Raw genomic sequence first — 19654 nt, 5'->3', positions numbered from 1 at the left:
GCGCGTGGTCAGGACGCCGTCAGCACGCCCGCGCCCGTCGTGTTCGCCAGTTCCGCCGGCAGGTTCTTCGCCGACGTCTGGAGGCCCGCGGTGAGCGTCGGGGTCCAGTTCACCGTCGTCTTGATCTTCTTGGAGCTCGCGGCGTTGTACGCGGCGACCAGGTCGGTGACCGTGCCGTTGACCAGGTTGCCGCTGCCCGCGACGGATCCGGTGCCGTCACCGCTCAGCAGCTTGGCGGCCTTGCCGCCGGACGGCACCGTCCAGTAGTTGGCCTCGGCGACGACCTGCGCCTTGGCGCGCGAGTTGATGCTGTACTGCGGCGCGTAGCCGTTGACGGTCGTCGTGTCGTAGACGTTGTTGTAGATGTGGATCTGGCCGAGGCGGGCCAGCGGAGCGCGCTGCACGATGCCCTTCCACACGTTGTGGTGGATCGAGACCCGCAGCTTGCCGGTGCTGTCCTTGTCGCTGGAGCCGATCAGCATCGTCTTGTCGTGGTCGGTGAACTGGTTCCGCTCGACGGTCACCAGGTCGGATCCCTTGGTGATGTCGAGGGCGCCGTCGTGGATCTGGTACTCGCGGCCGAAGTACTTCGGGTTCGCCTTGTCGAAGTGCGGCGCGTCGGTGAAGGTGTTGTGGTCCGCCCAGACGTGGGTCGCCCCGCGCAGGCTGACCGAGTCGTAGTTGGAGTTCCAGTTGCCGTCGTCGCCGTCGGTCGGGTCCCACTGCGGGAAGCAGTCCTCGGTGGCGGAGAAGGTCAGGTTGCGGACGATGACGTTGTCCACGTTCTGGATCTGGAGCATGCCGCCGGTGATCCCGGCGTTGGTGCCCGGCACGCCCACGATGCTGGTGTTGGCCGGCACCTTGAAGACGACGTTTTTGGCCTGCTTGGCCTGGGCGGCGGCGCGGGCCTTCTCCTGGGTGCCGGAGGGCAGCTTGGAGCGGCCGTAGGTGGCCGGGTCGTACGCCTTGAGGTAGGCGGTGAGCGAGTAGCCGGTGCCGGCCGCGTAGTCGGCGCAGGTCAGCTTCTTGCCGCTGTCGTCGGTGTTGGCGTCGATGGTGCCCTTCACCTTGATGACGCGGGGCGCGGTGTCGGAGACGGAGCCCAGCGCCTTCACGAGCTGGGCCCGGGTGGAGACGGTGAAGGTGTGCGCGGAGTCGGCCTTCGCGCCGCCGGTGGTCCCCGTGCCGGACGCGGCCCAGCCGTCCTTGGCGGCGAGGGTCTGGTGGTACAGGTCGACGGCGTCGGCGTTCGCGCTCATCACGAACACCCCGGCACCGACACCCGCGGCCACGACGGCGGCGGACACGGCGAGGGTGCGCCGCTTGCGGAGGGACCGGCGGTGGGAGGGAGCTGCCACGGAGGAGTCCTTAAGGGTCTGTCGAACATGCCTTACGCCTCCTCAGTGGCCGCCCGGGGCCCGCAGGTTGCCGCCCTCCCGGAAAAAAGATCAGCGGAGGGTGACGACGATCCGGGCGGTACGCATGAGACGCTCCCGACGGGTGATCCGTGAACACCGGACACCTCTTCGCACCCCGTCGTCGCGCACGTGTGACAGGAAGCCGGAAAAATCGCCCCGTGAACATCCCCGAACCCCATCGCCGGCTCCTCGCGGACGTGGGCGCGGCGGGCGGCCCGTACGGTCTGGTGCTGGCCGGCGGCTACGCCCTCCAGGCGCACGGCCTGCTGTGCCGGCCGCACGCCAACCTCGACCTGGCCACCGAGAGCGCCGAGACCATGGAGCACATCACCGCCGCCGTCGGCACGGCCCTGGAGGCCCGGGGGCGGCGGGTGCGCAGCGACGCGGTGACCGCGCTGACCGCGCAGCTGACGGTCACGGACCCGCCCAGCGGCGAGGAGTGCGCGCTCGCGCTGCACAAGGAGGTGTTCTGGCAGCCGCCGGAACTCACCGCGTACGGCACGGCGCTCTCCCTGCCCGACGCCGTCGGTACGAAGATCCGGGCCCTGTACGACCGGGGCGCGGCCGTCGACCTCATCGACGCGCAGGCCTGCACCGCCCGCTTCTCCCTGCCCGGTCTGGAGGAGCTAGGCCGCCGGCACGCCCACGACCCGTTCGACCTGCCCACCCTCCAGTCCCGGCTGACGGGCACCGACTTCTACTCCGACCGGGACTTCGTCCGGTACGGCCTGGACGAGGACCGGATCGCCGCCCTGCGCGCCTGGGCCCAGCACTGGTCCGACGACATCGCCGAGCGGCTGCTGGAGGACGGCGCCTCCCCGGACACCGCGACGGACGGGACCGACGACGGCGATGCGGCCGAGGAGGCCGGCGGGACCGGCGAGCAGGGCGACTGAGCCCGGTCAGCCGCCGTCGTGCGTCTCGTCCGGGGCCACGCCCAGGGTGAGCCGGGCCCGGACGCCGCGCGCGATGTGCTTGCTGTCGTACGACAGGTGCAGCAGGCCGCCCGCGTGCCCGTTGCCCGGGTAAATGGTGTCCTCGTCGAGCGTGGTGCGGGTGACGGTGTTCGTGGAGTACGGCTCGACGTCCTCCGTCAGCAGCACCGCTTTCTCGGCGAAGAACAGCTGCCCGGTGTGGCAGGTGCGCCCGCCCTCGTATCCGGCGTCCGTCCAGGCGCCGTCGACGTGCACCTTGACGTGGATGTGCACGCAGCGGCCCTGGTACCAGCCGGGGAAGACGGTGCGGAAGGCGACCTGGCCGCGCTGGTCGGTGCGCCAGGTGCCGCGCAGGTAGCGGCTGTCGTCGGTGGGCTCCTGGTGGCCGCCGCCCCCGCCGCCGGGACCGCCGGAGGGCGGCGCGCCCGTGGGGGTGCCGGTCGGGGTGCCGGTGGGAGCTCCGGTCGGGGCGCCCGTGGGGGCCGGGCCGCCGCCACCGCCTCCGCTGCCCGAGGTCTCGTACCCGGAGTAGACGCCCACCGCGTTGCAGTGCCAGATGTCGACGGCCGCGTTCCGCAGCGGCGCACAGCTCTCCGCGTCGATCACCTTCAGGGTGAGCGCCAGCGGGATGCCGTCCTGGTCCTCGGTGACGTCCTGCCGGAGCTTGTCGGCGTCGATGTAGTACGGGCCCTCGACGGCCTCGGAGGTCAGTGTGCAGCAGGTGTCCGCGGCGGTGCCGTCGTCCGCGGACGCGTCGACGGCCCAGGCACCGCCCAGGCCGAGGGTCACGGCGGTGGCACCACCCGCCAGGAGCACCGTACGACGGGACGGCGCGCGGTCTTCGCGACCTGCTTCAGGGGTATCGGTCATGGCCCGGGACCGTAGGGACGGAAGCTGTCACCGGGCCCGGAGACGGCTGTGCGCGCCGATCGTCAAGAGCGAGTCAGGACGGATCGGCGCGCACGGGCCGCGTGGTCGCCCACGGGGCGGCTTGCTTCGGCTGCGGCCTACTTCGGCTGCGGCTTGCGGATGCTCAGGTGCAGCTCGCGCAGGCGGGCCTCGTCCAGCTCGGTCGGGGCGCCCATCATCAGGTCCTGGGCGTTGCCGTTGAGCGGGAAGGCGATCGTCTCGCGGATGTTGGGCTCGTCCGCGAGGAGCATGACGATCCGGTCCACGCCCGGGGCGATGCCGCCGTGCGGCGGGGCGCCGAAGCGGAAGGCGCGGAGCATGCCGGCGAACTTCTCCTCGACGGTCTCCCGGTCGTAGCCCGCGATCTCGAAGGCCTTGAGCATGATCTCCGGCTCGTGGTTCCGGATCGCGCCCGAGGACAGCTCGACGCCGTTGCAGACGATGTCGTACTGCCAGCCGAGGATGTCCAGCGGGTCCTGGGTCTCCAGCGCCTCCAGGCCGCCCTGCGGCATGGAGAAGGGGTTGTGCGAGAAGTCGATCCCGCCGGTCTCCTCGTCCTTCTCGTACATCGGGAAGTCGACGATCCAGCAGAAGCGGAAGACGCCCTCTTCGAAGTGGCCGGCCCGCTTGGCGGCCTCCACCCGGACGGCGCCCATGATCTTCGAGACCTCGTCGTACTCGCCCGCGCCGAAGAAGACGGCGTGGCCGGGGGCCAGGGAGAGGCGCTTGGTGAGCTCGGCGACGTTCGCCTCGGTGAGGAACTTGGCGATCGGGCCGGAGAGCGAGCCGTCCTCGGCCACGCGCACCCAGGCCAGGCCCTTGGCGCCCTGCTCGACGGCGTACTCACCGAGCTGGTCGAAGAACTTGCGGGGCTGGGCGGAGACGTCCGGCACCGGCAGCGCGCGCACGTGCTTGCCCGCGAACGCCTTGAACTCCGAGCCCTCGAAGACGTCGGTGATGTCCACCAGCTCCAGCTTGGCGCGCAGGTCCGGCTTGTCGGAGCCGTACTTGAGCATCGCCTCGCGGAACGGGATGCGCGGGAACGGCGAGGTGACGTGGCGGCCGCCGCCGAACTCCTCGAACAGCTCGGTCATCAGCTTCTCGACCGGCTGGAAGATGTCCTCCTGCTCGACGAAGGACATCTCGATGTCGAGCTGGTAGAACTCGCCCGGCGAACGGTCGGCGCGGGCGTCCTCGTCGCGGAAGCAGGGCGCGATCTGGAAGTAGCGGTCGAAGCCGGAGATCATCAGCAGCTGCTTGAACTGCTGCGGGGCCTGCGGCAGGGCGTAGAACCTGCCCGGGTGCACGCGGGAGGGCACCACGTAGTCGCGGGCGCCCTCGGGGGAGGTGGCGGACAGGATCGGCGTCGCCATCTCGTTGAAGCCCATCGCCGACATCTTCTGGCGCATGGCCGAGATGACGGCCGTACGCAGCATGATGTTGCGGTGCATGCGCTCGCGGCGCAGGTCCAGGAAGCGGTACTCCAGGCGCCGCTCCTCGTTGACCCCGTCCTCGGTGTTGATCGTGAAGGGCAGGGGCTGGGCGGCGCCGAGCAGCTCCACCTCGGCGACCTCGACCTCGATCTCACCGGTGGGCAGGTCGGGGTTCACGTTCTCGGTTCCACGTGAAACCACCTGGCCGTCGACGCGGACCGTGGACTCCTTGGAGATCTTGTCCAGGGCCTCGTAGGCGGGGGTGCCGGGGCGGGCGACCAGCTGCGTGATGCCGTAGTGGTCGCGCAGATCGATGAAGAGGATGCCGCCCAGGTCGCGCCGATTGTGCAGCCAGCCGCTCAGCCGGACGTCGGTGCCGACGTCAGAGGCGCGGAGCTGGCCGCAGGTGTGGGACCTGTACCGATGCATCGTCGTTCATCGTCCTTCGTGGTGGGGTTTCTCCTGCCGGCTCTGCGGACCGGCGGGAACGGGCACGGGGCCCGGACCCATCAAGGGTACCGGCCACCCCAAGTCCGGCTCCCCACCATGACGGCCCGGCGGTCCCGGGGCGGAGCGCCGGGCGGCCAACAGTGGCAGCCATCGGTCACATCTTCCTAAAGTAGGGCAATGCGCACTGGCGAGCCGCTGCCCTCCGTCGGGGACGTCCTCGCCGCCCTCGCGACCGGGATGTGGCACTGGTCCACGGCGACCGGGCTGGTCACCGTGGACGCGGAGGCGGCGCGGCTGCTCGGCCTGCCCGCCCAGCCGGCCATCCTCACGGAGGCACAGACCCGGGCCCGGCTGCACCCGGTCGACTGGAACGAGATCACCGGTGTGGTCCGGCTGGCGGTCGCCGAGGGCACCCTCGCGGAGGTGCGCATCCGGATCATGGACGGCGACGGCAGCATCCTGCGCGTCGTCCGCAGCCGCTCCAAACCGTCCTTCGACCCCGAGCGGCACGCCTACGAGCTGATCGGCACCCTCCAGGAGGTGACCGAGCCGACCCCGGGCACGGCGGCCGCCCGCAGCGCGGTCACCGGGGACTGGCGGCGCTCGCGCGAGGCGTTCCTGCTGGACGCGGGCCGGGCGCTGGCCGAGGCGCGCTCCACGGCGGAGGTGCTGCGGGTCGCGGGCGGCCTGTCGATGCCCGGGTTCTCCCCGGACGGGCTCGTGGTCTTCGGGGTGGAGGGCGACCGGCTGACGATCATCGGACAGCACGGGCACCAGCCCGGCGCCATGAACCCCTTCTCGAACATGCCGCTGACCACCGACTACCCGGCCGCCGAGGTCGCCCGCACCGGCCGCGCGGTGTACCTGTCCTCACCCGACGAGTACCGGGACCGCTACCCGGTGACCTGGCCGCTGGCCCGGCACTTCGGCCGCAGTTCCTGGGCGTTCCTGCCGCTGACCGTGGCCGGGCGCACGATGGGCGCCTGGATGGCGGCCTTCACCTATCCGGTGGCGTTCACCCCGGACGAGCGCGCGGTCCTGACCACGGTCGCCCGGATGCTCGCCCAGGCGCTGTCCCGGGCCGGTGCCGCCGAGTCCGAGCGGGAGCTGACGGAGGGCCTCCAGCGCTCCATGCTGCCCTCGCTCGGCCCGGAGATCCCGGGGATGCGGGTGGCCGCCCGGTACATCCCGACCGGCGGCGGACTCCAGGTCGGCGGCGACTGGTACGACATGATCCCGCTGCCCTCCGGCCGCTTCGCGCTGGTCATCGGGGACGTCCAGGGCCACGACGTCCGCGCGGCCGGCCTCATGGGCCAGCTGCGGATCGCGCTGCGCGCCTACGCCTCCGAGGGGCACCGCCCGGACGCCGTCCTCTCCCGCGCCTCCCGCTTCCTGCACGGGATCACGCACACCTCCGGCGACGAGGCGCTGGCCGACCTCCGCTTCGCGACCTGCCTGTACGTGGAGGCCGACCCGGTGGCCGGCCTGCTGGAGATCGCCCGCGCCGGGCACCCGGACCCGGTGATCCGGATGGCGGACGGCACGGTGCTGATGCGGCCCACGGCGGGCGGGCTGCCGCTGGGCATCGATCCGGACGCCGACTATCCGACGACGCGGTTCGCCCTGGAGGCCGGTGAGACGCTGATGCTGTGCACCGACGGCCTGATCGAGACCGGCGGGCACGACATGGACAGCGGCTCACGCAGGCTGCGGGCGATCCTGGAGGACCACGAGGGCGACCTGGAGTCGCTGGCCGACGCCCTGGTGCAGGCCGTGCACGGGCCGTCCTCCCACCACACCACCGGCCCGCTGGCCGACCGCCGCGAGGACGACATCGCGTTGCTGCTGCTGTGCCGCCCCGGCGAGGGCTGCGGCTGCGGCGACACCGTGACGCCACGGCCGAAGGTGCGGCGCACACTGCTGTCGGTGGCGCAGGACGAACCGGAGCGGATCGCCGAGGCCCGCCAGCAGCTGCGCGAACTGCTGCACGACTGGACGTCGGCGGACCAGCTGGACTCGGCGGTACTGCTGGTCTCCGAGATGGTGACCAACGTGCTGGTGCACACCGACACCGACGCGCTGCTGCTGGCCGAGGTCGTCGGCGAGGGCTCCGGGCGGCGGCTGCGGGTGGAGGTCTTCGACACCGGCGAGGACCTCCCGCACCGGCGCCGCCCGGGCGAACTGGCCTCCTCCGGCCGCGGTCTGATGCTCATCGAACTCCTCGCGGACGCCTGGGGGGTGGACCCGCGGGGCGAGGGCAAGAGCATCTGGTTCGAGCTGTACGAGCCGGGCGAGCCGGATCACCCGGGCGCCTTCGGCGGTGCCCCGGCCCCGGCGTCGGCCCCGGCCCCGTAACGGGCCCGCAGCTCCGCCGTGACGCCGAAGGCGGCCGCGGTCACCGGGACCGCGAGGAGCATGCCGAGGATCCCCGCGACGGAGGCGCCCGCGGTGATCGCCACCATCACCAGGGCCGGGTGCATCTGCACGGTCCGGCTCTGCACCACCGGCTGGAGCACGTGCCCCTCCAGCACCTGCACCGCGAGCACCACCCCGAGCGCCCACAGCGCGATGACGACACCCCGGTCGGCGAGGGCGACCAGCACGGCCACCGCGCCGGAGATGAAGGCTCCGAGGTAGGGGATGTAGGCGCCGACGAAGACGAGCGCGCCGAGCCCGACCGCGCCGGGCACCCGCAGGACGAGCAGGCCGACGGTGATGCACAGGGTGTCGATGAGGGCGATGACGGTCGTCCCGCGCATGAACCCCTCCACCGCGGCGAAGGCCCGCCGGGTGACGGCCTCCAGGGTGTCGGCGGTGTCACCGGGCGCGAGGGAGCGCAGGGCCGCCACGGCCCGGTGGGAGTCGCGCAGGAAGAAGAAGACCAGCAGCAGCGCGAGGACGGCCATGGCGATGCTCTCGGCGACGACGCCGACCCCGCTGACGACGTTGGAGGCGGCCGTCGCGCCGAACTTGCCCAGCAGTTCCCGGGTGTTGGCACCGAGGTCGTCCGGCCCGGTCCCGGCGGCGCCGAAATGCCGGGAGACGGCATTGGCGGCGTCGCGCAGCGAGTCGATGATCTGCCCGCCGGTGTCGACGAGCGCGGCGACGATGATGTACACGGCACCGCCGACGACGGCCACCACGGCGACGCAGGTCAGCCCGGCCGCCACCGACGCCTGCACCCCGGCCCGCACCAGCCGCCGGTACAGCGGCCCGAGCAGCGCGCTGCCGAGCAGCGCGAGCAGCACCGGGGTGACGGCCGTACGGAACTCCGCGCACAGCCGCACCCCGACCCAGCCCACGGCGGCGGCGAGCAGCAGCACGGCGCACCAGGCGGCGAGCCGGCGGACGGGTTCGGGCAGCAGACGCACCCACCCAGCGGACCACGCCCCCCGCCGCCTGTCCCGCGCCCGCGCCGGGCGCCGGGGGCCCGGTGAGCCGGATGGCGGCACGGGGCCGGGCGGAAGCACCGCCGCCGCCACCGCCGGAGGGTGACGGACCGTCAGGCCATATGATCGGCCCATGCGACGGACGGCAACGCGGAAGGCGGCTCCCGGCGCGGCCGGGGACCTGGTCTACCGGCCGGCGCGACCCGGCGACGACGCGGCGATCGCGGCCCTCGACGGGTCGTTCACGACGGATTCGGTGTTCGAGGTCACGGCGACGCCGGAGGGCTTCGCGATCCGCGAGGTGCCGGTGCACCCTCCCCTGCACAAGGTCTTCCCCGACGAAGAAGACGAGGGAGACGAGGGGGACGGGCAGGACCACGCGGACGAGGGGGACGGGCAGGACCACGCGGACGCGGCGTGCGGCGCGGACGGCACCTGCGGACCGGACCGGGCGGGGCACGGCGCCGGGCCCGGACGGACCCGGACGGTGGTGGCCGTCGACGGCGAGGAGCTGTGCGGCTTCGTGACGGTCTCCTTCGAGCCGTGGAACGGCCGGGCGACCGTCCGCGACATCGAGGTCGCGCCGGCCTGGCGGGGCGCGGGGGTGGGCCGGGCCCTGATGGAGCACGCCGTCGGCTTCGCACGGGAGTGCGGGGCGGTGCACCTGTGGCTGGAGGTCAGCAACGTCAACGCCCCCGCCGTCCACGCCTACCTGCGGATGGGCTTCACCTTCTGCGGCCTGGACACCTCGCTCTACGCCGGTACCGAGTCCTCCGGCGAACAGGCGCTCTTCATGACCCGACCACTGCACTGACGGACCGGGCGCACACGGGGTCCGTGCACGCCCTCAGCCGGTCCGGCGTGGACTACAGCCCGCCCTCGGACATCCCGTGCACGGCCGGGATCGTGCCCAGCCGGCCCTTCTGGAAGTCCTCGAACGCCTGCATCAGTTCGTCCTTGGTGTTCATCACGAACGGGCCGTAGTGCGCCATCGGCTCCCGGATCGGGCGGCCGCCGAGGAGGACGATCTCCAGGTCGGGGGTGTGGGAGTCCTGCTTCTCGTCCGCGCGGACGGTCAGCGAGCCGCCGGCGCCGAAGACGGCCGTCTGGCCCAGGTGGATCGGACGGCGCTCGGCGCCCACCGTGCCGCGGCCGGCCAGGACGTACGCGAGCCCGTTGAAGTCCTCCTGCCACGGCAGCGTGACCTCCGCGCCCGGCGCCACGGTCGCGTGGATCATCGTGATCGGCGTGTGCGTGATGCCGGGGCCCGCGTGGCCGTCCAGCTCGCCGGCGATCACGCGCAGCAGCGCGCCGCCGTCGGGCGTGGTCAGCAGCTGGACGCTGCCGCCGCGGATGTCCTGGTAGCGCGGGGCCATCATCTTGTCCTTGGCGGGGAGGTTCACCCACAGCTGGAGGCCGTGGAAGAGGCCGCCCGAGACGACCAGGTGCTCCGGCGGCGCCTCGATGTGCAGCAGGCCCGCACCGGCCGTCATCCACTGGGTGTCACCGTTGGTGATGGTGCCGCCGCCGCCCTGGGAGTCCTGGTGGTCGAAGACGCCGTCGATGATGTAGGTGACGGTCTCGAAGCCGCGGTGGGGGTGCCAGGGGGTGCCCTTGGGCTCGCCGGGCGCGTACTCCACCTCACCCATCTGGTCCATCATGATGAACGGGTCGAGGTGGCGGTAGTTGATCCCGGCGAACGCGCGGCGCACCGGGAATCCCTCGCCCTCGAAACCGCTCGGGGCGGTCGTGACGGCGAGCACGGGGCGTGCCGCGGCGTCGGCGGGAGCGGTCACACGGGGCAGCGTCAACGGGTTCTCGACGGTCACTGCGGGCATGGTCGGTACCTCCTTGGTACGCCCACTTTAGTTGAGCGTTGAACTTCTTGCCACCCGGAACACAGAAAGCCCGGAGGGCATTCCCTCCGGGCTCCGGTCACGCGCGGCGTGCGGATCAGCCGCCGTACATCCGGCGCATCGCGAAGTCGACCATCTGTTCGACCGCCTTCGCGTCGAACACCATCCGGTGCTCGCCCTCCATGTCCAGGACGAAGCCGTAGCCGGTGGGCAGCAGGTCGATCACCGCGGCACCGGTGATGACGAAGTACTTGGACTCCTTGCCCGCGTAGCGGCGCAGCTCCTTCAGCGAGGTGAACATGGGGATCACCGGCTGCTGGGTGTTGTGCAGGGCCAGGAAGCCGGGGGTGTCGCCGCGCGGGCAGTACACCTTCGACGTGGCGAAGATCTGCTGGAAGTCCTCGGCGGCCATCTGACCGGTGGTGAAGGCGCGCACCGCGTCCGCGAGCGACGGCGGGGACGGCTCCGGGTAGAGCGGCGGCTGCTGGCCGTACCCGCCGACACCACCCGGCATCTGCTGCTGCGGCGGGGCGTACTGCTGCTGGGCAGCACCCCCGTCCATGGGCTGGCCGTATCCGTACATGGGCGCAAGCGTACCGAGCCGGTCCGCCGCCCGAACGGCCCTCCTGGCGATCCGTCCCGGTTGAGACGCGTCACAGATGACCGGATCGGGGTTGCGCCTTATTACCGGCGGGTAGCATCATCGGAGCTACTTGTTGGTACGTGAACTAGGTGCGAGGAGTCAGTGCCTCGCCGATCTCTCTCTACGGAGCCGTCGCCATGGGGCACTACAAGTCGAATCTCCGCGACATCGAGTTCAACCTCTTCGAAGTACTGGGGCGCGACAAGGTGTACGGCACCGGCCCGTTCGAGGAGATGGACGTCGACACCGCCAAGAGCGTCCTGGAGGAGCTGACCCGCCTCTCCGAGAACGAGCTGGCCGAGTCCTTCGCCGACGCCGACCGCAACCCGCCCGTCTTCGACCCGGAGACCAACACCGCGCCCGTCCCGGCGTCCTTCAAGAAGAGCTACCAGGCCTTCATGGACTCCGAGTACTGGCGCCTCGGCATTCCCGAGGAGATCGGCGGCACCACCTCGCCCCGCTCCCTGATCTGGGCCTACGCCGAGCTGATCCTGGGCGCCAACCCGGCCGTGTGGATGTACTCCTCGGGCCCGGCGTTCGCCGGCATCCTCTTCGAGGAGGGCAACGAGGTCCAGAAGCACATCGCCAAGATCGCCACCGAGAAGCAGTGGGGCTCCACCATGGTCCTCACCGAGCCGGACGCCGGCTCGGACGTGGGCGCCGGCCGCACCAAGGCCGTGCAGCAGGAGGACGGCTCCTGGCACATCGAGGGCGTGAAGCGCTTCATCACCTCCGGTGAGCACGACATGTCGGAGAACATCCTCCACTACGTGCTCGCGCGTCCCGAGGGCGCCGGCCCCGGCACCAAGGGCCTGTCCCTCTTCCTCGTCCCGAAGTACCTCTTCGACTTCGAGACCGGCGAGCTGGGCGAGCGCAACGGCGTCTACGCCACCAACGTCGAGCACAAGATGGGCCTGAAGGCCTCCAACACGTGCGAGATGACCTTCGGCGACCAGCACCCCGCCAAGGGCTGGCTGATCGGCGACAAGCACGACGGCATCCGCCAGATGTTCCGCATCATCGAGTTCGCCCGCATGATGGTCGGCACGAAGGCGATCTCCACCCTCTCCACGGGCTACCTCAACGCCCTGGAGTACGCCAAGGAGCGCGTCCAGGGCCCCGACCTGGCGAACTTCATGGACAAGACCGCGCCCAAGGTCACCATCACGCACCACCCGGACGTCCGCCGCTCGCTGATGACGCAGAAGGCGTACGCGGAGGGCATGCGCGCCCTGGTCCTCTACACGGCCTCCATCCAGGACGAGATCCAGATCAAGGAGGCGGCGGGCGAGGACGTCTCCGCCCTGGAGGCCCTGAACGACCTGCTCCTGCCGATCGTCAAGGGCTACGGCTCCGAGAAGGGCTACGAGCAGCTCGCCCAGTCGCTCCAGACCTTCGGCGGCTCCGGCTTCCTCCAGGAGTACCCGATCGAGCAGTACATCCGGGACTCCAAGATCGACACCCTGTACGAGGGCACCACCGCGATCCAGGGCCAGGACTTCTTCTTCCGGAAGATCGTCCGCAACCAGGGCGCCGCGCTGAACTCCCTCGCCGAGGACATCAAGAAGTTCCTGGCGCTCGGCACCGGCGGCGAGGAGCTGGCGGGCGCCCGCGAGCACCTGGCCAAGGCGGCCGTGGAGCTGGAGTCGATCGTCGGCGTCATGCTGACCGACCTGGCCGCCACCGAGCAGGACACCAAGAACATCTACAAGGTGGGCCTGAACACCACCCGCCTGCTCATGGCCTCCGGTGACGTCGTCGTCGGCTACCTGCTGCTGAAGGGCGCCGCGATCGCCGCCGAGAAGCTGGCCACGGCCTCCGCGAAGGACAAGGCCTTCTACACCGGCAAGATCGCCGCGGCGAAGTTCTTCGCGGCCAACGTCCTGCCGGGCGTCACGCTCGCCCGCAAGGTCGCCGGCAACGTCGACCTGGACCTGATGGAGCTGGACGAGGCCGCGTTCTAGACCTTCCGGACGTCCCCGTCGATTCCCCGCACGGGCCCGCTCTCTTCACGGGAGCGGGCCCGTGCACGTCGTTAAGGTGAATCCATGAGCGCACCATCCCGCCCGTCACCCGCCGCCGCCCCCGAAGCGGGCGCTGCGCGCGCACCCCTCACCTTCGACCGCGGCCACACCGACGACCTGATGGCCTTCCTGGCGGCGAGCCCGTCGCCGTACCACGCCGTGGCGAACGCCGCCGAACGGCTGGAGAAGGCGGGCTTCCGGCAGGTCGCCGAGACGGACGCCTGGGACGGCACCAGCGGCGGCCGGTACGTCCTGCGCGGCGGCGCGATCGTGGCCTGGTACGTCCCCGAGGGCGCCGAACCGCACACCCCCTTCCACATCATCGGCGCCCACACCGACTCCCCCAACCTGCGGGTCAAGCCGCGCCCGGACACCGGGGCGCACGGCTGGCGCCAGGTCGCCGTGGAGATCTACGGCGGCCCGCTGCTGAACTCCTGGCTCGACCGCGACCTGGGCCTGGCCGGCCGGCTGACCCTGCGCGACGGCTCATCGGTCCTGGTCGACGTGGACCGGCCGCTGCTGCGGGTGCCGCAGCTCGCCATCCACCTGGACCGCACGGTCTCCAGCGACGGACTCAAGCTCGACAAGCAGCGGCACCTCCAGCCGGTGTGGGGCCTCGACGACGCGGTGCGCGAGGGCGACCTCATCTCCTTCCTGGAGGAGGAGGCCGGGCTCACCGCCGGCTCGGTGGCCGGCTGGGACCTGATGACCCACCCCGTGGAGCCGCCGGCCTACCTGGGCCGGGACCGGGAACTGGTCGCCGGCCCGCGCATGGACAACCTGCTGTCGGTGCACGCCGGTGTGGCCGCGCTCGCCGCCGTCGCCGGCTCCGGTGCCGGCCTCACCCGCATTCCCGTACTGGCCGCCTTCGACCACGAGGAGAACGGCTCCCAGTCCGACACCGGCGCGGACGGCCCGCTGCTCGGATCCGTCCTGGAGCGCTCGGTGTTCGCGCGCGGCGGCTCCTTCGAGGACCGGGCCCGCGCCTTCGCCGGCACGGTCTGCCTGTCCTCCGACACGGGCCACGCCGTGCACCCCAACTACGCGGAGCGGCACGACCCCACCCACCACCCGCGGGTCAACGGCGGGCCGATCCTCAAGGTCAACGTCAACAACCGCTACGCCACCGACGGTTCGGGCCGCGCGGTGTTCGCGGCGGCCTGTGAGCGGGCGAACGTCCCCTTCCAGACCTTCGTCTCCAACAACTCCATGCCGTGCGGCACCACCATCGGTCCGATCACCGCGGCCCGGCACGGCATCCGCACGGTGGACATCGGCGTCGCGATCCTCTCCATGCACAGCGTCCGCGAACTGTGCGGCGCCGACGACCCGTTCCTGCTCGCGAACGCCCTGACGGCCTTCCTGGAGGGCTAGTCGGGACCTCGCCGGGTACCCGGACGACACCGGAGATTCCGGAACCGGAAGGGAAGGCGAGGTCTCATGGGGCTCGGCGGATGCATCATCCTCATCGCCGTAGGGGCCATCCTGACGTTCGCGACCGACTGGAACATGGAGGGCGTCAACCTCACCGTCGTCGGGCTGATCCTGATGGCCGTGGGCCTGATCGGCGTCGCCACGTTCAGCGGGATCGCCCGCCGCCGCCGGGTGGTGGTACCCCCGACGCCGGTCGTCGAGGAGGAACCGCATCACCACCACCACCGCGGCGAGTACACCGACGGCTACGGCGTCTGAGCAGGCCCCTCCCGCTCGTCCGTCCCGGTCAGGACGAGCGGCAGGCGGCCCGCCCCGCCCCGGCCCAGGCGGACCGGCACGCTCCACTCCCGCCGGTGCACATGGCAGGCGGGGTGCGTCCGGCCGTTCGCGGCCGACCGGCCGTCGGACGCGGTGGCGTCACAGCTCACGGCCACGGCGGAGACGTACAGGACGCCTTCCGGGACCGCCGGGTTCAACTCCAGCTCCCGGGTGAGGCCCGCGTCCGCTCCCGCGCCCCGGAGCAGCAGCCCGGCCGGCGTGGAGGAGACCGACAGACGGCTGGCCGGTCCCGCCCCCGTGTCCGGCTCCTGCCCCGCGGGGACCTGGAAGAGCACCTCCAGCCGGACCCGGCCGGGTGCCACCTCGGTGACGGCACCCCGCGTGCCGTGGCCGGTCACCGCCCGCACCTCCTGCGGCAGCCGCAGCCGGGTGAGCCGGTGCCGCGCCGACTCCACCACCACGATGTCCTCGCCGGCGAGAACGGCGGCGCCGGGCTCGCGCAGACCGGTGGCGAGCGTGCCGACCTCGTCGGTGACCGGGTCGTAGCGGCGCAGGGCGTGGTTGTAGGTGTCGGCGACCGCCACCGAGCCGTCCGGCAGGGCGGTGACGCCCAGGGGATGCTGCAGCAGGGCCTGCCCGGCGGCTCCGTCCCGGTGCCCGAAGTCGAACAGACCCGTGCCCACGGCCGTGCGCACCTGCCCGTCGAGGTCCACCCAGCGCAGGGCGGAGGTCTCGGCATCGGCGACCCACAGCCGGCCGGCGGTGGCCGCGAGCCCCGAGGGCTGGGCGAACAGCGCCTCGGCGGCGGGTCCGTCCACCAGGCCCTCTTCGGTCGTACCGGCCGCCACGGCGACGGTCCGCGCGGCGGGGTCGTACGTCCACAGCTGGTGGACGCCCGCCATGGCGATCCACACCGCGCCGCCGAAGACCGCCACGTCCCACGGGGAGGAGAGGTCCACCTCGCGGGCCGGGCCGCGGGTGGCCGATCCGCGCCGCCACTGCCTCCCGGTACCGGCCAGGGTGGTCACCTCGCCGGTGGCGGGGTCCAGGCGGCGCAGGGCGTGGTTGACGGTGTCGGCGACCACCACCGCGCCGTCGTCGAGGAGCGCGAGCCCCCGCGGCTCGCGGAAGGACGCCTTGCCCGGGGCGCCGTCGGCGAACCCGGGCGCACCGGAGCCGAACCGCCGCAGGACCGTCTCGGCGTCCTCGGCCAGCTCCACCAGCTGGTGCCGCGTGGTGTCGCTGACCAGGAAGTGTCCCGACGGCAGCAGCGCCGCCCCGCCCGGGAAGCGGAGGGTCGTCGGCTCGGGCTCCGGCGGCACATGGGGGCCGTCGCCGCGCCGCAGGGTGCCCTTCGCCCGGTGCTCGGCCTCCAGCTCCGTCACCAGCCGCTCGATGGCCGGCACGTGCCCCTCGCCCGAGTGCTGGGCGACGACGTACCCCTCGGGGTCGACGACGACGAGCGTGGGCCACGCGCGCACCGCGTACTGCTTCCAGGTGGACAGCCCGGGGTCGTCCAGGACCGGATGCCGTACGCCGTGGCGCTCCACGGCGTCCACGACCGCCCGGTGCTCGGCCTCGTGCGTGAACTTCGGCGAGTGCACTCCGATCACCACGAGCGTGTCCCGGTGCCCCTCCTCCAGCTGACGCAGCTCGTCCAGGACGTGCAGGCAGTTGATGCAGCAGGAGGTCCAGAAGTCGAGGAGCACGAAGCGCCCGCGGAGGTCGGCGAGCCTCAGCTCCCGGCCGCCGGTGTTGATCCACCCGCCCTCGCCGGTCAGCTCGGGGGCGCGGACGCGGGCGCGCCGGCGTGCGGAGTCGGTCATGGCTCCCAGGGTGCCACCGGACGCCGGCGGCGGGCCCGGGAGTGTGGACCGGGCCCTCAGTCCTGGTGGAGCCTGTCCCGGCCGGGCCCGCCGGAGAGGGTGTCGCGGCCCGGACCGCCGTACAGCCTGTCGGCGCCGCTGTTGCCGTAGAGCCGGTCGGCGCCGCCACCGCCGTACAGGGTGTCGGCGCCCTTGCCGCCGTACAGGGTGTCGGCGCCGGTGCCGCCGTGGATCGTGTCGTCGCCGTCGTCACCGGCGAGGTCCTGGCCGGACGCGCCGCCGCGCAGCACGTCGTTCCCCTTGCCGCCGCTGGCGATGACCAGGTCGCCGTCGGCGTGGATCGTGTCGTCGCCGTCGCCGCCGAAGGCCAGCCCGGCCTCGCCGACCGTGAGGGTGTCCCTGCCCGCGCCGCCCGAGACGTCGCTGCCGTCGAGACGGCCGGTGTCGGTGAGCCTGTCGTCGCCGCTGCCGAGGGATATCCGGGCGAAGTAGTACACCTGGTCGGTGTGGTTGGCGTAGGACACGGTGTCGGCGCGGTCGCCGAGGTCCATCGTCAGGGCGGCGTACGGGTCCTGGCTCTCCTCGGCGGTGACCGTGCAGGAGACCTTGGTGCGGTCGGTGCCGTCCGGGTGGCCGCAGCCGCGGCCCGCGGTGATCGTCACGGTGTCGTCGATCACGTAGGTGATGCCGGTCCGGTCGGCGGTGAGGGACGCGGTGACCCTCGCCTTGTTGGTCTGGCCGGGGGCGGCCGTGTAGGCGAGCTGCCAGCCGTACCGGTTGACCTCGGCGGTGGCCGCGGGACCGGCCGCTTCGGCGCTGCCGGCCAGGGCGGTCGGCACGGCCAGGGCGGTCGCGCCGAGGGCCAGGGCGAGTGCGCGTACGGACCGGCGGCGGGGGCGAGCGGACATGGTGGACCTCCGGGTGAACGGGCGGGCGGGTGCGCGGGTGCGCGCTCCGTTCGACTCGGGGGCGGGCCGGTTGGTTGGCCGGTCCGGGCGCGGCCGCGCCGAGTTCACCCGCCGGACACCGGGGGTGCGGGTGGTGTCCCGCGGCCGGTCACGCGAGCGGGTGGCCGGTCGTCGCGTCCACGTGGGCGGGGACGGTCTCGTGCCGGTCGCCGACGGTCGGCGTGCCGGTGGGCTCGAAGAGCAGGATCTCGGTCGGCACGGGCGCGTACGGCTTGTGCTCGGTGCCGCGCGGGACGGTGAACACCGAGCCCCGGGGCAGCACCACCGTGCGCTCACCGGCCGGTTCGCGCAGGCCGATGTGGAGTTCGCCCTCGAGGACGAGGAAGAACTCGTCGGTGTGGTCGTGCGTGTGCCACAGGTGCTCGCCCTCCACCTTGGCCACGCGTACGTCGTAGTCGTTCACGGTGGTGACGATGCGGGGGCTCCACCGCGCGGTGAAGGAGGCGAGGGCCCGGTCGAGGGAGACGGGCTGGGTGCGTGCCGTGTACCGGAGGCTTTCCATGCGTTCATCGTGCGGTGGCCCGTCCGGGCGCACGAGTGCTAGAAATCGCGTATGCCGCAAGGATCCTCTCACCGCGTGGTGCTGGTGGTGGACGACAACTCCAACCCCTTCGAGATGAGCTGCGCCATCGAGATCTTCGGGCTCGCGCGGCCGGAGCTGGGGCGGGAACTGTACGACTTCCGGCTGTGCGCGGCCGAGCCGGAGACCCGGATGCGGGACGGCTTCTTCACGCTCACCGGGGTCGCCGGGCTCGCGGCGGCCGAGTCGGCCGACACGCTGATCGTGCCGAACCGGCCCGACACCGAGGTGCCCCGCTCGGAGCGGGTCCTCCAGGCGATCCGCCGGGCGCACGCGCGCGGCGCCCGGCTCGTGGGGTTCTGCTCGGGCGCGTTCACCCTCGCGGAGGCCGGGCTGCTGGACGGGCGCCGGGCGGCCTGCCACTGGATGTGGGCGGACGACTTCCGGGCCCGCTTCCCGCGGGTGCGCCTGGAGCGGGACGTGCTCTTCGTGGACGACGGCGACATCCTGACCGCCTCCGGCAGCGCCTCCGCGCTCGACCTGGGCCTGCACCTCGTACGCCGGGACCACGGCGTGGAGGTCGCCAACCACGTCTCCCGGCGGCTGGTCTTCGCCGCGCACCGGGACGGCGGGCAACGGCAGTTCGTCAGGCGGCCGGTGCCCGAGGTGCCCGACGCGTCGCTCGGGCCGCTGCTGGCCTGGGCCCTGGAGCGGCTGGGCGAGCCGCTGTCCGTCGCGGACCTCGCCGCCCGCGCGGCCGTGTCCCCGGCCACCCTGCACCGCCGCTTCCGCGACCAGCTGGGCACGACACCGCTGGCCTGGCTCACCGGGGAGCGGGTGGCGCTGGCGTGCCGGCTGATCGAGCGGGGCGAGGAGCGGCTGGACGTCGTGGCGGCGCGCAGCGGCCTGGGCACGGCGGCCAATCTGCGGGCCCGGCTGCGGCGCGAGACGGGGCTGAGCCCGTCGGCGTACCGCAAGCGCTTCGGCGGGGGGCCCGCGTCCCTCACCCGTCCTGCCCCGCCCTCCGGGGCGGCGCCGTGACGATCGGCCGGGGCCGGGGAAGCGTGACCGTATGAGATTCCTCGTACGCGACCGGATCCTCGGCATCGGTGACGACTGGTGGATCGAGGACGAGCATGGCCGGAAAGTGTTCCTCGTCGACGGCAAGGCGATGCGGCTGCGGGACACCTTCGAGCTGAAGGACGCCCAGGGGCGGGTCCTGGTCGACATCCACCAGAAGATGCTCGCCCTGCGGGACACCATGGTGATCGAACGGGACGGCGAGGCCCTGGCCAGGATCAAGCGCAAGCGGCTGTCGCTGCTGCGCAACCACTACCGGGTCTCACTGGTGGACGGCACCGAACTCGACGTCAGCGGCAAGATCCTGGACCGGGAGTTCGCGGTCGAGTACGACGGCGAGCTCCTCGCGGTGGTGTCCCGCCGCTGGCTGACCCTCCGTGACACCTACGGGGTGGACGTCGTACGGGAGGACGCCGACCCGGCGCTGCTGATCGCGGTGGCGGTCTGTGTCATCCACCTGGCCGAGAAGGAGGGGGAGGAGGACTGACCT

At 72.3% G+C, this 19654-nt stretch carries 17 protein-coding genes; 8 read left to right on the top strand and 9 right to left on the bottom strand.

Annotated features, from left to right (window positions below; all coding sequences use genetic code 11):
- Nucleotides 1-8 precede the first annotated feature (8 nt).
- On the bottom strand, nt 9-1358 hold the full coding sequence (locus ABZ576_RS26170) for a polysaccharide lyase family 1 protein (protein WP_360745526.1): 1350 nt from the start codon (nt 1356-1358) through the stop codon (nt 9-11).
- Between the two features lie 218 nt (nt 1359-1576).
- Between ABZ576_RS26170 and ABZ576_RS26165 the strand changes: the two genes are divergently transcribed.
- Nucleotides 1577-2314, top strand: a complete 738-nt coding sequence (locus ABZ576_RS26165) for a hypothetical protein (protein ID WP_360745523.1) — start codon at nt 1577-1579, stop codon at nt 2312-2314.
- A 6-nt stretch (nt 2315-2320) separates the two neighbouring features.
- Here ABZ576_RS26165 and ABZ576_RS26160 read toward each other — a convergent pair whose 3' ends face one another.
- Together ABZ576_RS26160 and aspS are read right to left on the bottom strand one after the other, a co-directional pair.
- Complete coding sequence (locus ABZ576_RS26160) at nt 2321-3223, bottom strand: intradiol ring-cleavage dioxygenase (RefSeq protein ID WP_360745520.1); 903 nt, start codon at nt 3221-3223, stop codon at nt 2321-2323.
- Between the two features lie 137 nt (nt 3224-3360).
- Entirely contained in the window at nt 3361-5124 is a 1764-nt protein-coding gene (gene aspS / locus ABZ576_RS26155; protein WP_360745517.1) for an aspartate--tRNA ligase, read from the bottom strand.
- Nucleotides 5125-5322: 198 nt separating this feature from the next.
- Here aspS and ABZ576_RS26150 point away from each other — a divergent pair, with 198 nt between their 5' ends.
- Nucleotides 5323-7500 carry a SpoIIE family protein phosphatase gene (locus ABZ576_RS26150; protein WP_360745514.1) on the top strand — a complete coding sequence of 726 codons (2178 nt, stop codon included), beginning with the start codon at nt 5323-5325 and terminating at the stop codon, nt 7498-7500.
- Here ABZ576_RS26150 and ABZ576_RS26145 read toward each other — a convergent pair.
- Complete coding sequence (locus tag ABZ576_RS26145) at nt 7446-8516, bottom strand: AI-2E family transporter (RefSeq protein WP_360745512.1); 1071 nt, start codon at nt 8514-8516, stop codon at nt 7446-7448. The two genes, ABZ576_RS26150 and ABZ576_RS26145, sit on opposite strands and share 55 nt — an antisense overlap.
- 151 nt (nt 8517-8667) lie before the next feature.
- Between ABZ576_RS26145 and ABZ576_RS26140 the strand changes: the two genes are divergently transcribed.
- The gene (locus ABZ576_RS26140) at nt 8668-9348 is read left to right on the top strand and encodes a GNAT family N-acetyltransferase (protein WP_360745509.1); all 681 of its coding nucleotides are present in this window, start codon (nt 8668-8670) and stop codon (nt 9346-9348) included.
- Between the two features lie 52 nt (nt 9349-9400).
- On the opposite strand, the gene ABZ576_RS26135 is transcribed toward ABZ576_RS26140, so the two are convergent.
- Complete coding sequence (locus ABZ576_RS26135) at nt 9401-10372, bottom strand: pirin family protein (protein WP_360745506.1); 972 nt, start codon at nt 10370-10372, stop codon at nt 9401-9403.
- Nucleotides 10373-10487: 115 nt separating this feature from the next.
- Nucleotides 10488-10973, bottom strand: a complete 486-nt coding sequence (locus ABZ576_RS26130; RefSeq protein ID WP_360745503.1) for an SseB family protein — start codon at nt 10971-10973, stop codon at nt 10488-10490.
- Nucleotides 10974-11170: 197 nt separating this feature from the next.
- Between ABZ576_RS26130 and ABZ576_RS26125 the strand changes: the two genes are divergently transcribed.
- The 3 genes from ABZ576_RS26125 (at nt 11171) to ABZ576_RS26115 (ending at nt 14749) form a co-directional block, all read left to right on the top strand.
- Entirely contained in the window at nt 11171-12997 is a 1827-nt protein-coding gene (locus ABZ576_RS26125; RefSeq protein WP_360745500.1) for an acyl-CoA dehydrogenase, read from the top strand.
- A gap of 84 nt (nt 12998-13081) precedes the next feature.
- Nucleotides 13082-14431, top strand: coding sequence for a M18 family aminopeptidase (locus tag ABZ576_RS26120; protein WP_360745497.1), 1350 nt, complete (start codon nt 13082-13084; stop codon nt 14429-14431).
- Nucleotides 14432-14497: 66 nt separating this feature from the next.
- A complete protein-coding gene (locus ABZ576_RS26115) occupies nt 14498-14749 on the top strand; it encodes a DUF6458 family protein (protein WP_360745495.1) in 252 nt (83 codons plus the stop codon).
- Here the strand turns inward: ABZ576_RS26115 and ABZ576_RS26110 are convergent.
- The 3 genes from ABZ576_RS26110 to ABZ576_RS26100 form a co-directional block, all read right to left on the bottom strand.
- Nucleotides 14737-16596, bottom strand: coding sequence for an NHL domain-containing thioredoxin family protein (locus ABZ576_RS26110; protein ID WP_360745492.1), 1860 nt, complete (start codon nt 16594-16596; stop codon nt 14737-14739). The two genes, ABZ576_RS26115 and ABZ576_RS26110, sit on opposite strands and share 13 nt — an antisense overlap.
- A gap of 56 nt (nt 16597-16652) precedes the next feature.
- Complete coding sequence (locus tag ABZ576_RS26105) at nt 16653-17504, bottom strand: calcium-binding protein (protein ID WP_360745489.1); 852 nt, start codon at nt 17502-17504, stop codon at nt 16653-16655.
- Nucleotides 17505-17652: 148 nt separating this feature from the next.
- Entirely contained in the window at nt 17653-18066 is a 414-nt protein-coding gene (locus tag ABZ576_RS26100; RefSeq protein WP_360745486.1) for a cupin domain-containing protein, read from the bottom strand.
- Between the two features lie 51 nt (nt 18067-18117).
- Between ABZ576_RS26100 and ABZ576_RS26095 the strand changes: the two genes are divergently transcribed.
- Together ABZ576_RS26095 and ABZ576_RS26090 are read left to right on the top strand one after the other, a co-directional pair.
- On the top strand, nt 18118-19125 hold the full coding sequence (locus ABZ576_RS26095) for a helix-turn-helix domain-containing protein (protein ID WP_360745483.1): 1008 nt from the start codon (nt 18118-18120) through the stop codon (nt 19123-19125).
- 31 nt (nt 19126-19156) lie between these two features.
- Nucleotides 19157-19651 carry an LURP-one-related family protein gene (locus ABZ576_RS26090; protein WP_360745480.1) on the top strand — a complete coding sequence of 165 codons (495 nt, stop codon included), beginning with the start codon at nt 19157-19159 and terminating at the stop codon, nt 19649-19651.
- The last annotated feature ends 3 nt before the right edge of the window (nt 19652-19654 follow it).

Source organism: Streptomyces sp. NPDC013455 (genome assembly GCF_040632975.1).
Classification (GTDB): Bacteria; Actinomycetota; Actinomycetes; order Streptomycetales; family Streptomycetaceae; genus Streptomyces.
Note: the sequence above shows the minus strand (reverse complement) of the source record. Positions and strands in the feature narration are given on the sequence as shown.

What these genes read in the sequence shown, in the direction of transcription:
- ABZ576_RS26160 (WP_360745520.1), bottom strand. Translation starts at nt 3,223, where the DNA reads ATGACCGATACCCCTGAAGCAGGTCGCGAAGACCGCGCGCCGTCCCGT.
- aspS (WP_360745517.1), bottom strand. Translation starts at nt 5,124, where the DNA reads ATGCATCGGTACAGGTCCCACACCTGCGGCCAGCTCCGCGCCTCTGAC.
- ABZ576_RS26150 (WP_360745514.1), top strand. Translation starts at nt 5,323, where the DNA reads ATGCGCACTGGCGAGCCGCTGCCCTCCGTCGGGGACGTCCTCGCCGCC.
- ABZ576_RS26140 (WP_360745509.1), top strand. Translation starts at nt 8,668, where the DNA reads ATGCGACGGACGGCAACGCGGAAGGCGGCTCCCGGCGCGGCCGGGGAC.
- ABZ576_RS26135 (WP_360745506.1), bottom strand. Translation starts at nt 10,372, where the DNA reads ATGCCCGCAGTGACCGTCGAGAACCCGTTGACGCTGCCCCGTGTGACC.
- ABZ576_RS26130 (WP_360745503.1), bottom strand. Translation starts at nt 10,973, where the DNA reads ATGTACGGATACGGCCAGCCCATGGACGGGGGTGCTGCCCAGCAGCAG.
- ABZ576_RS26125 (WP_360745500.1), top strand. Translation starts at nt 11,171, where the DNA reads ATGGGGCACTACAAGTCGAATCTCCGCGACATCGAGTTCAACCTCTTC.
- ABZ576_RS26120 (WP_360745497.1), top strand. Translation starts at nt 13,082, where the DNA reads ATGAGCGCACCATCCCGCCCGTCACCCGCCGCCGCCCCCGAAGCGGGC.
- ABZ576_RS26115 (WP_360745495.1), top strand. Translation starts at nt 14,498, where the DNA reads ATGGGGCTCGGCGGATGCATCATCCTCATCGCCGTAGGGGCCATCCTG.
- ABZ576_RS26110 (WP_360745492.1), bottom strand. Translation starts at nt 16,596, where the DNA reads ATGACCGACTCCGCACGCCGGCGCGCCCGCGTCCGCGCCCCCGAGCTG.
- ABZ576_RS26105 (WP_360745489.1), bottom strand. Translation starts at nt 17,504, where the DNA reads ATGTCCGCTCGCCCCCGCCGCCGGTCCGTACGCGCACTCGCCCTGGCC.
- ABZ576_RS26100 (WP_360745486.1), bottom strand. Translation starts at nt 18,066, where the DNA reads ATGGAAAGCCTCCGGTACACGGCACGCACCCAGCCCGTCTCCCTCGAC.
- ABZ576_RS26095 (WP_360745483.1), top strand. Translation starts at nt 18,118, where the DNA reads ATGCCGCAAGGATCCTCTCACCGCGTGGTGCTGGTGGTGGACGACAAC.
- ABZ576_RS26090 (WP_360745480.1), top strand. Translation starts at nt 19,157, where the DNA reads ATGAGATTCCTCGTACGCGACCGGATCCTCGGCATCGGTGACGACTGG.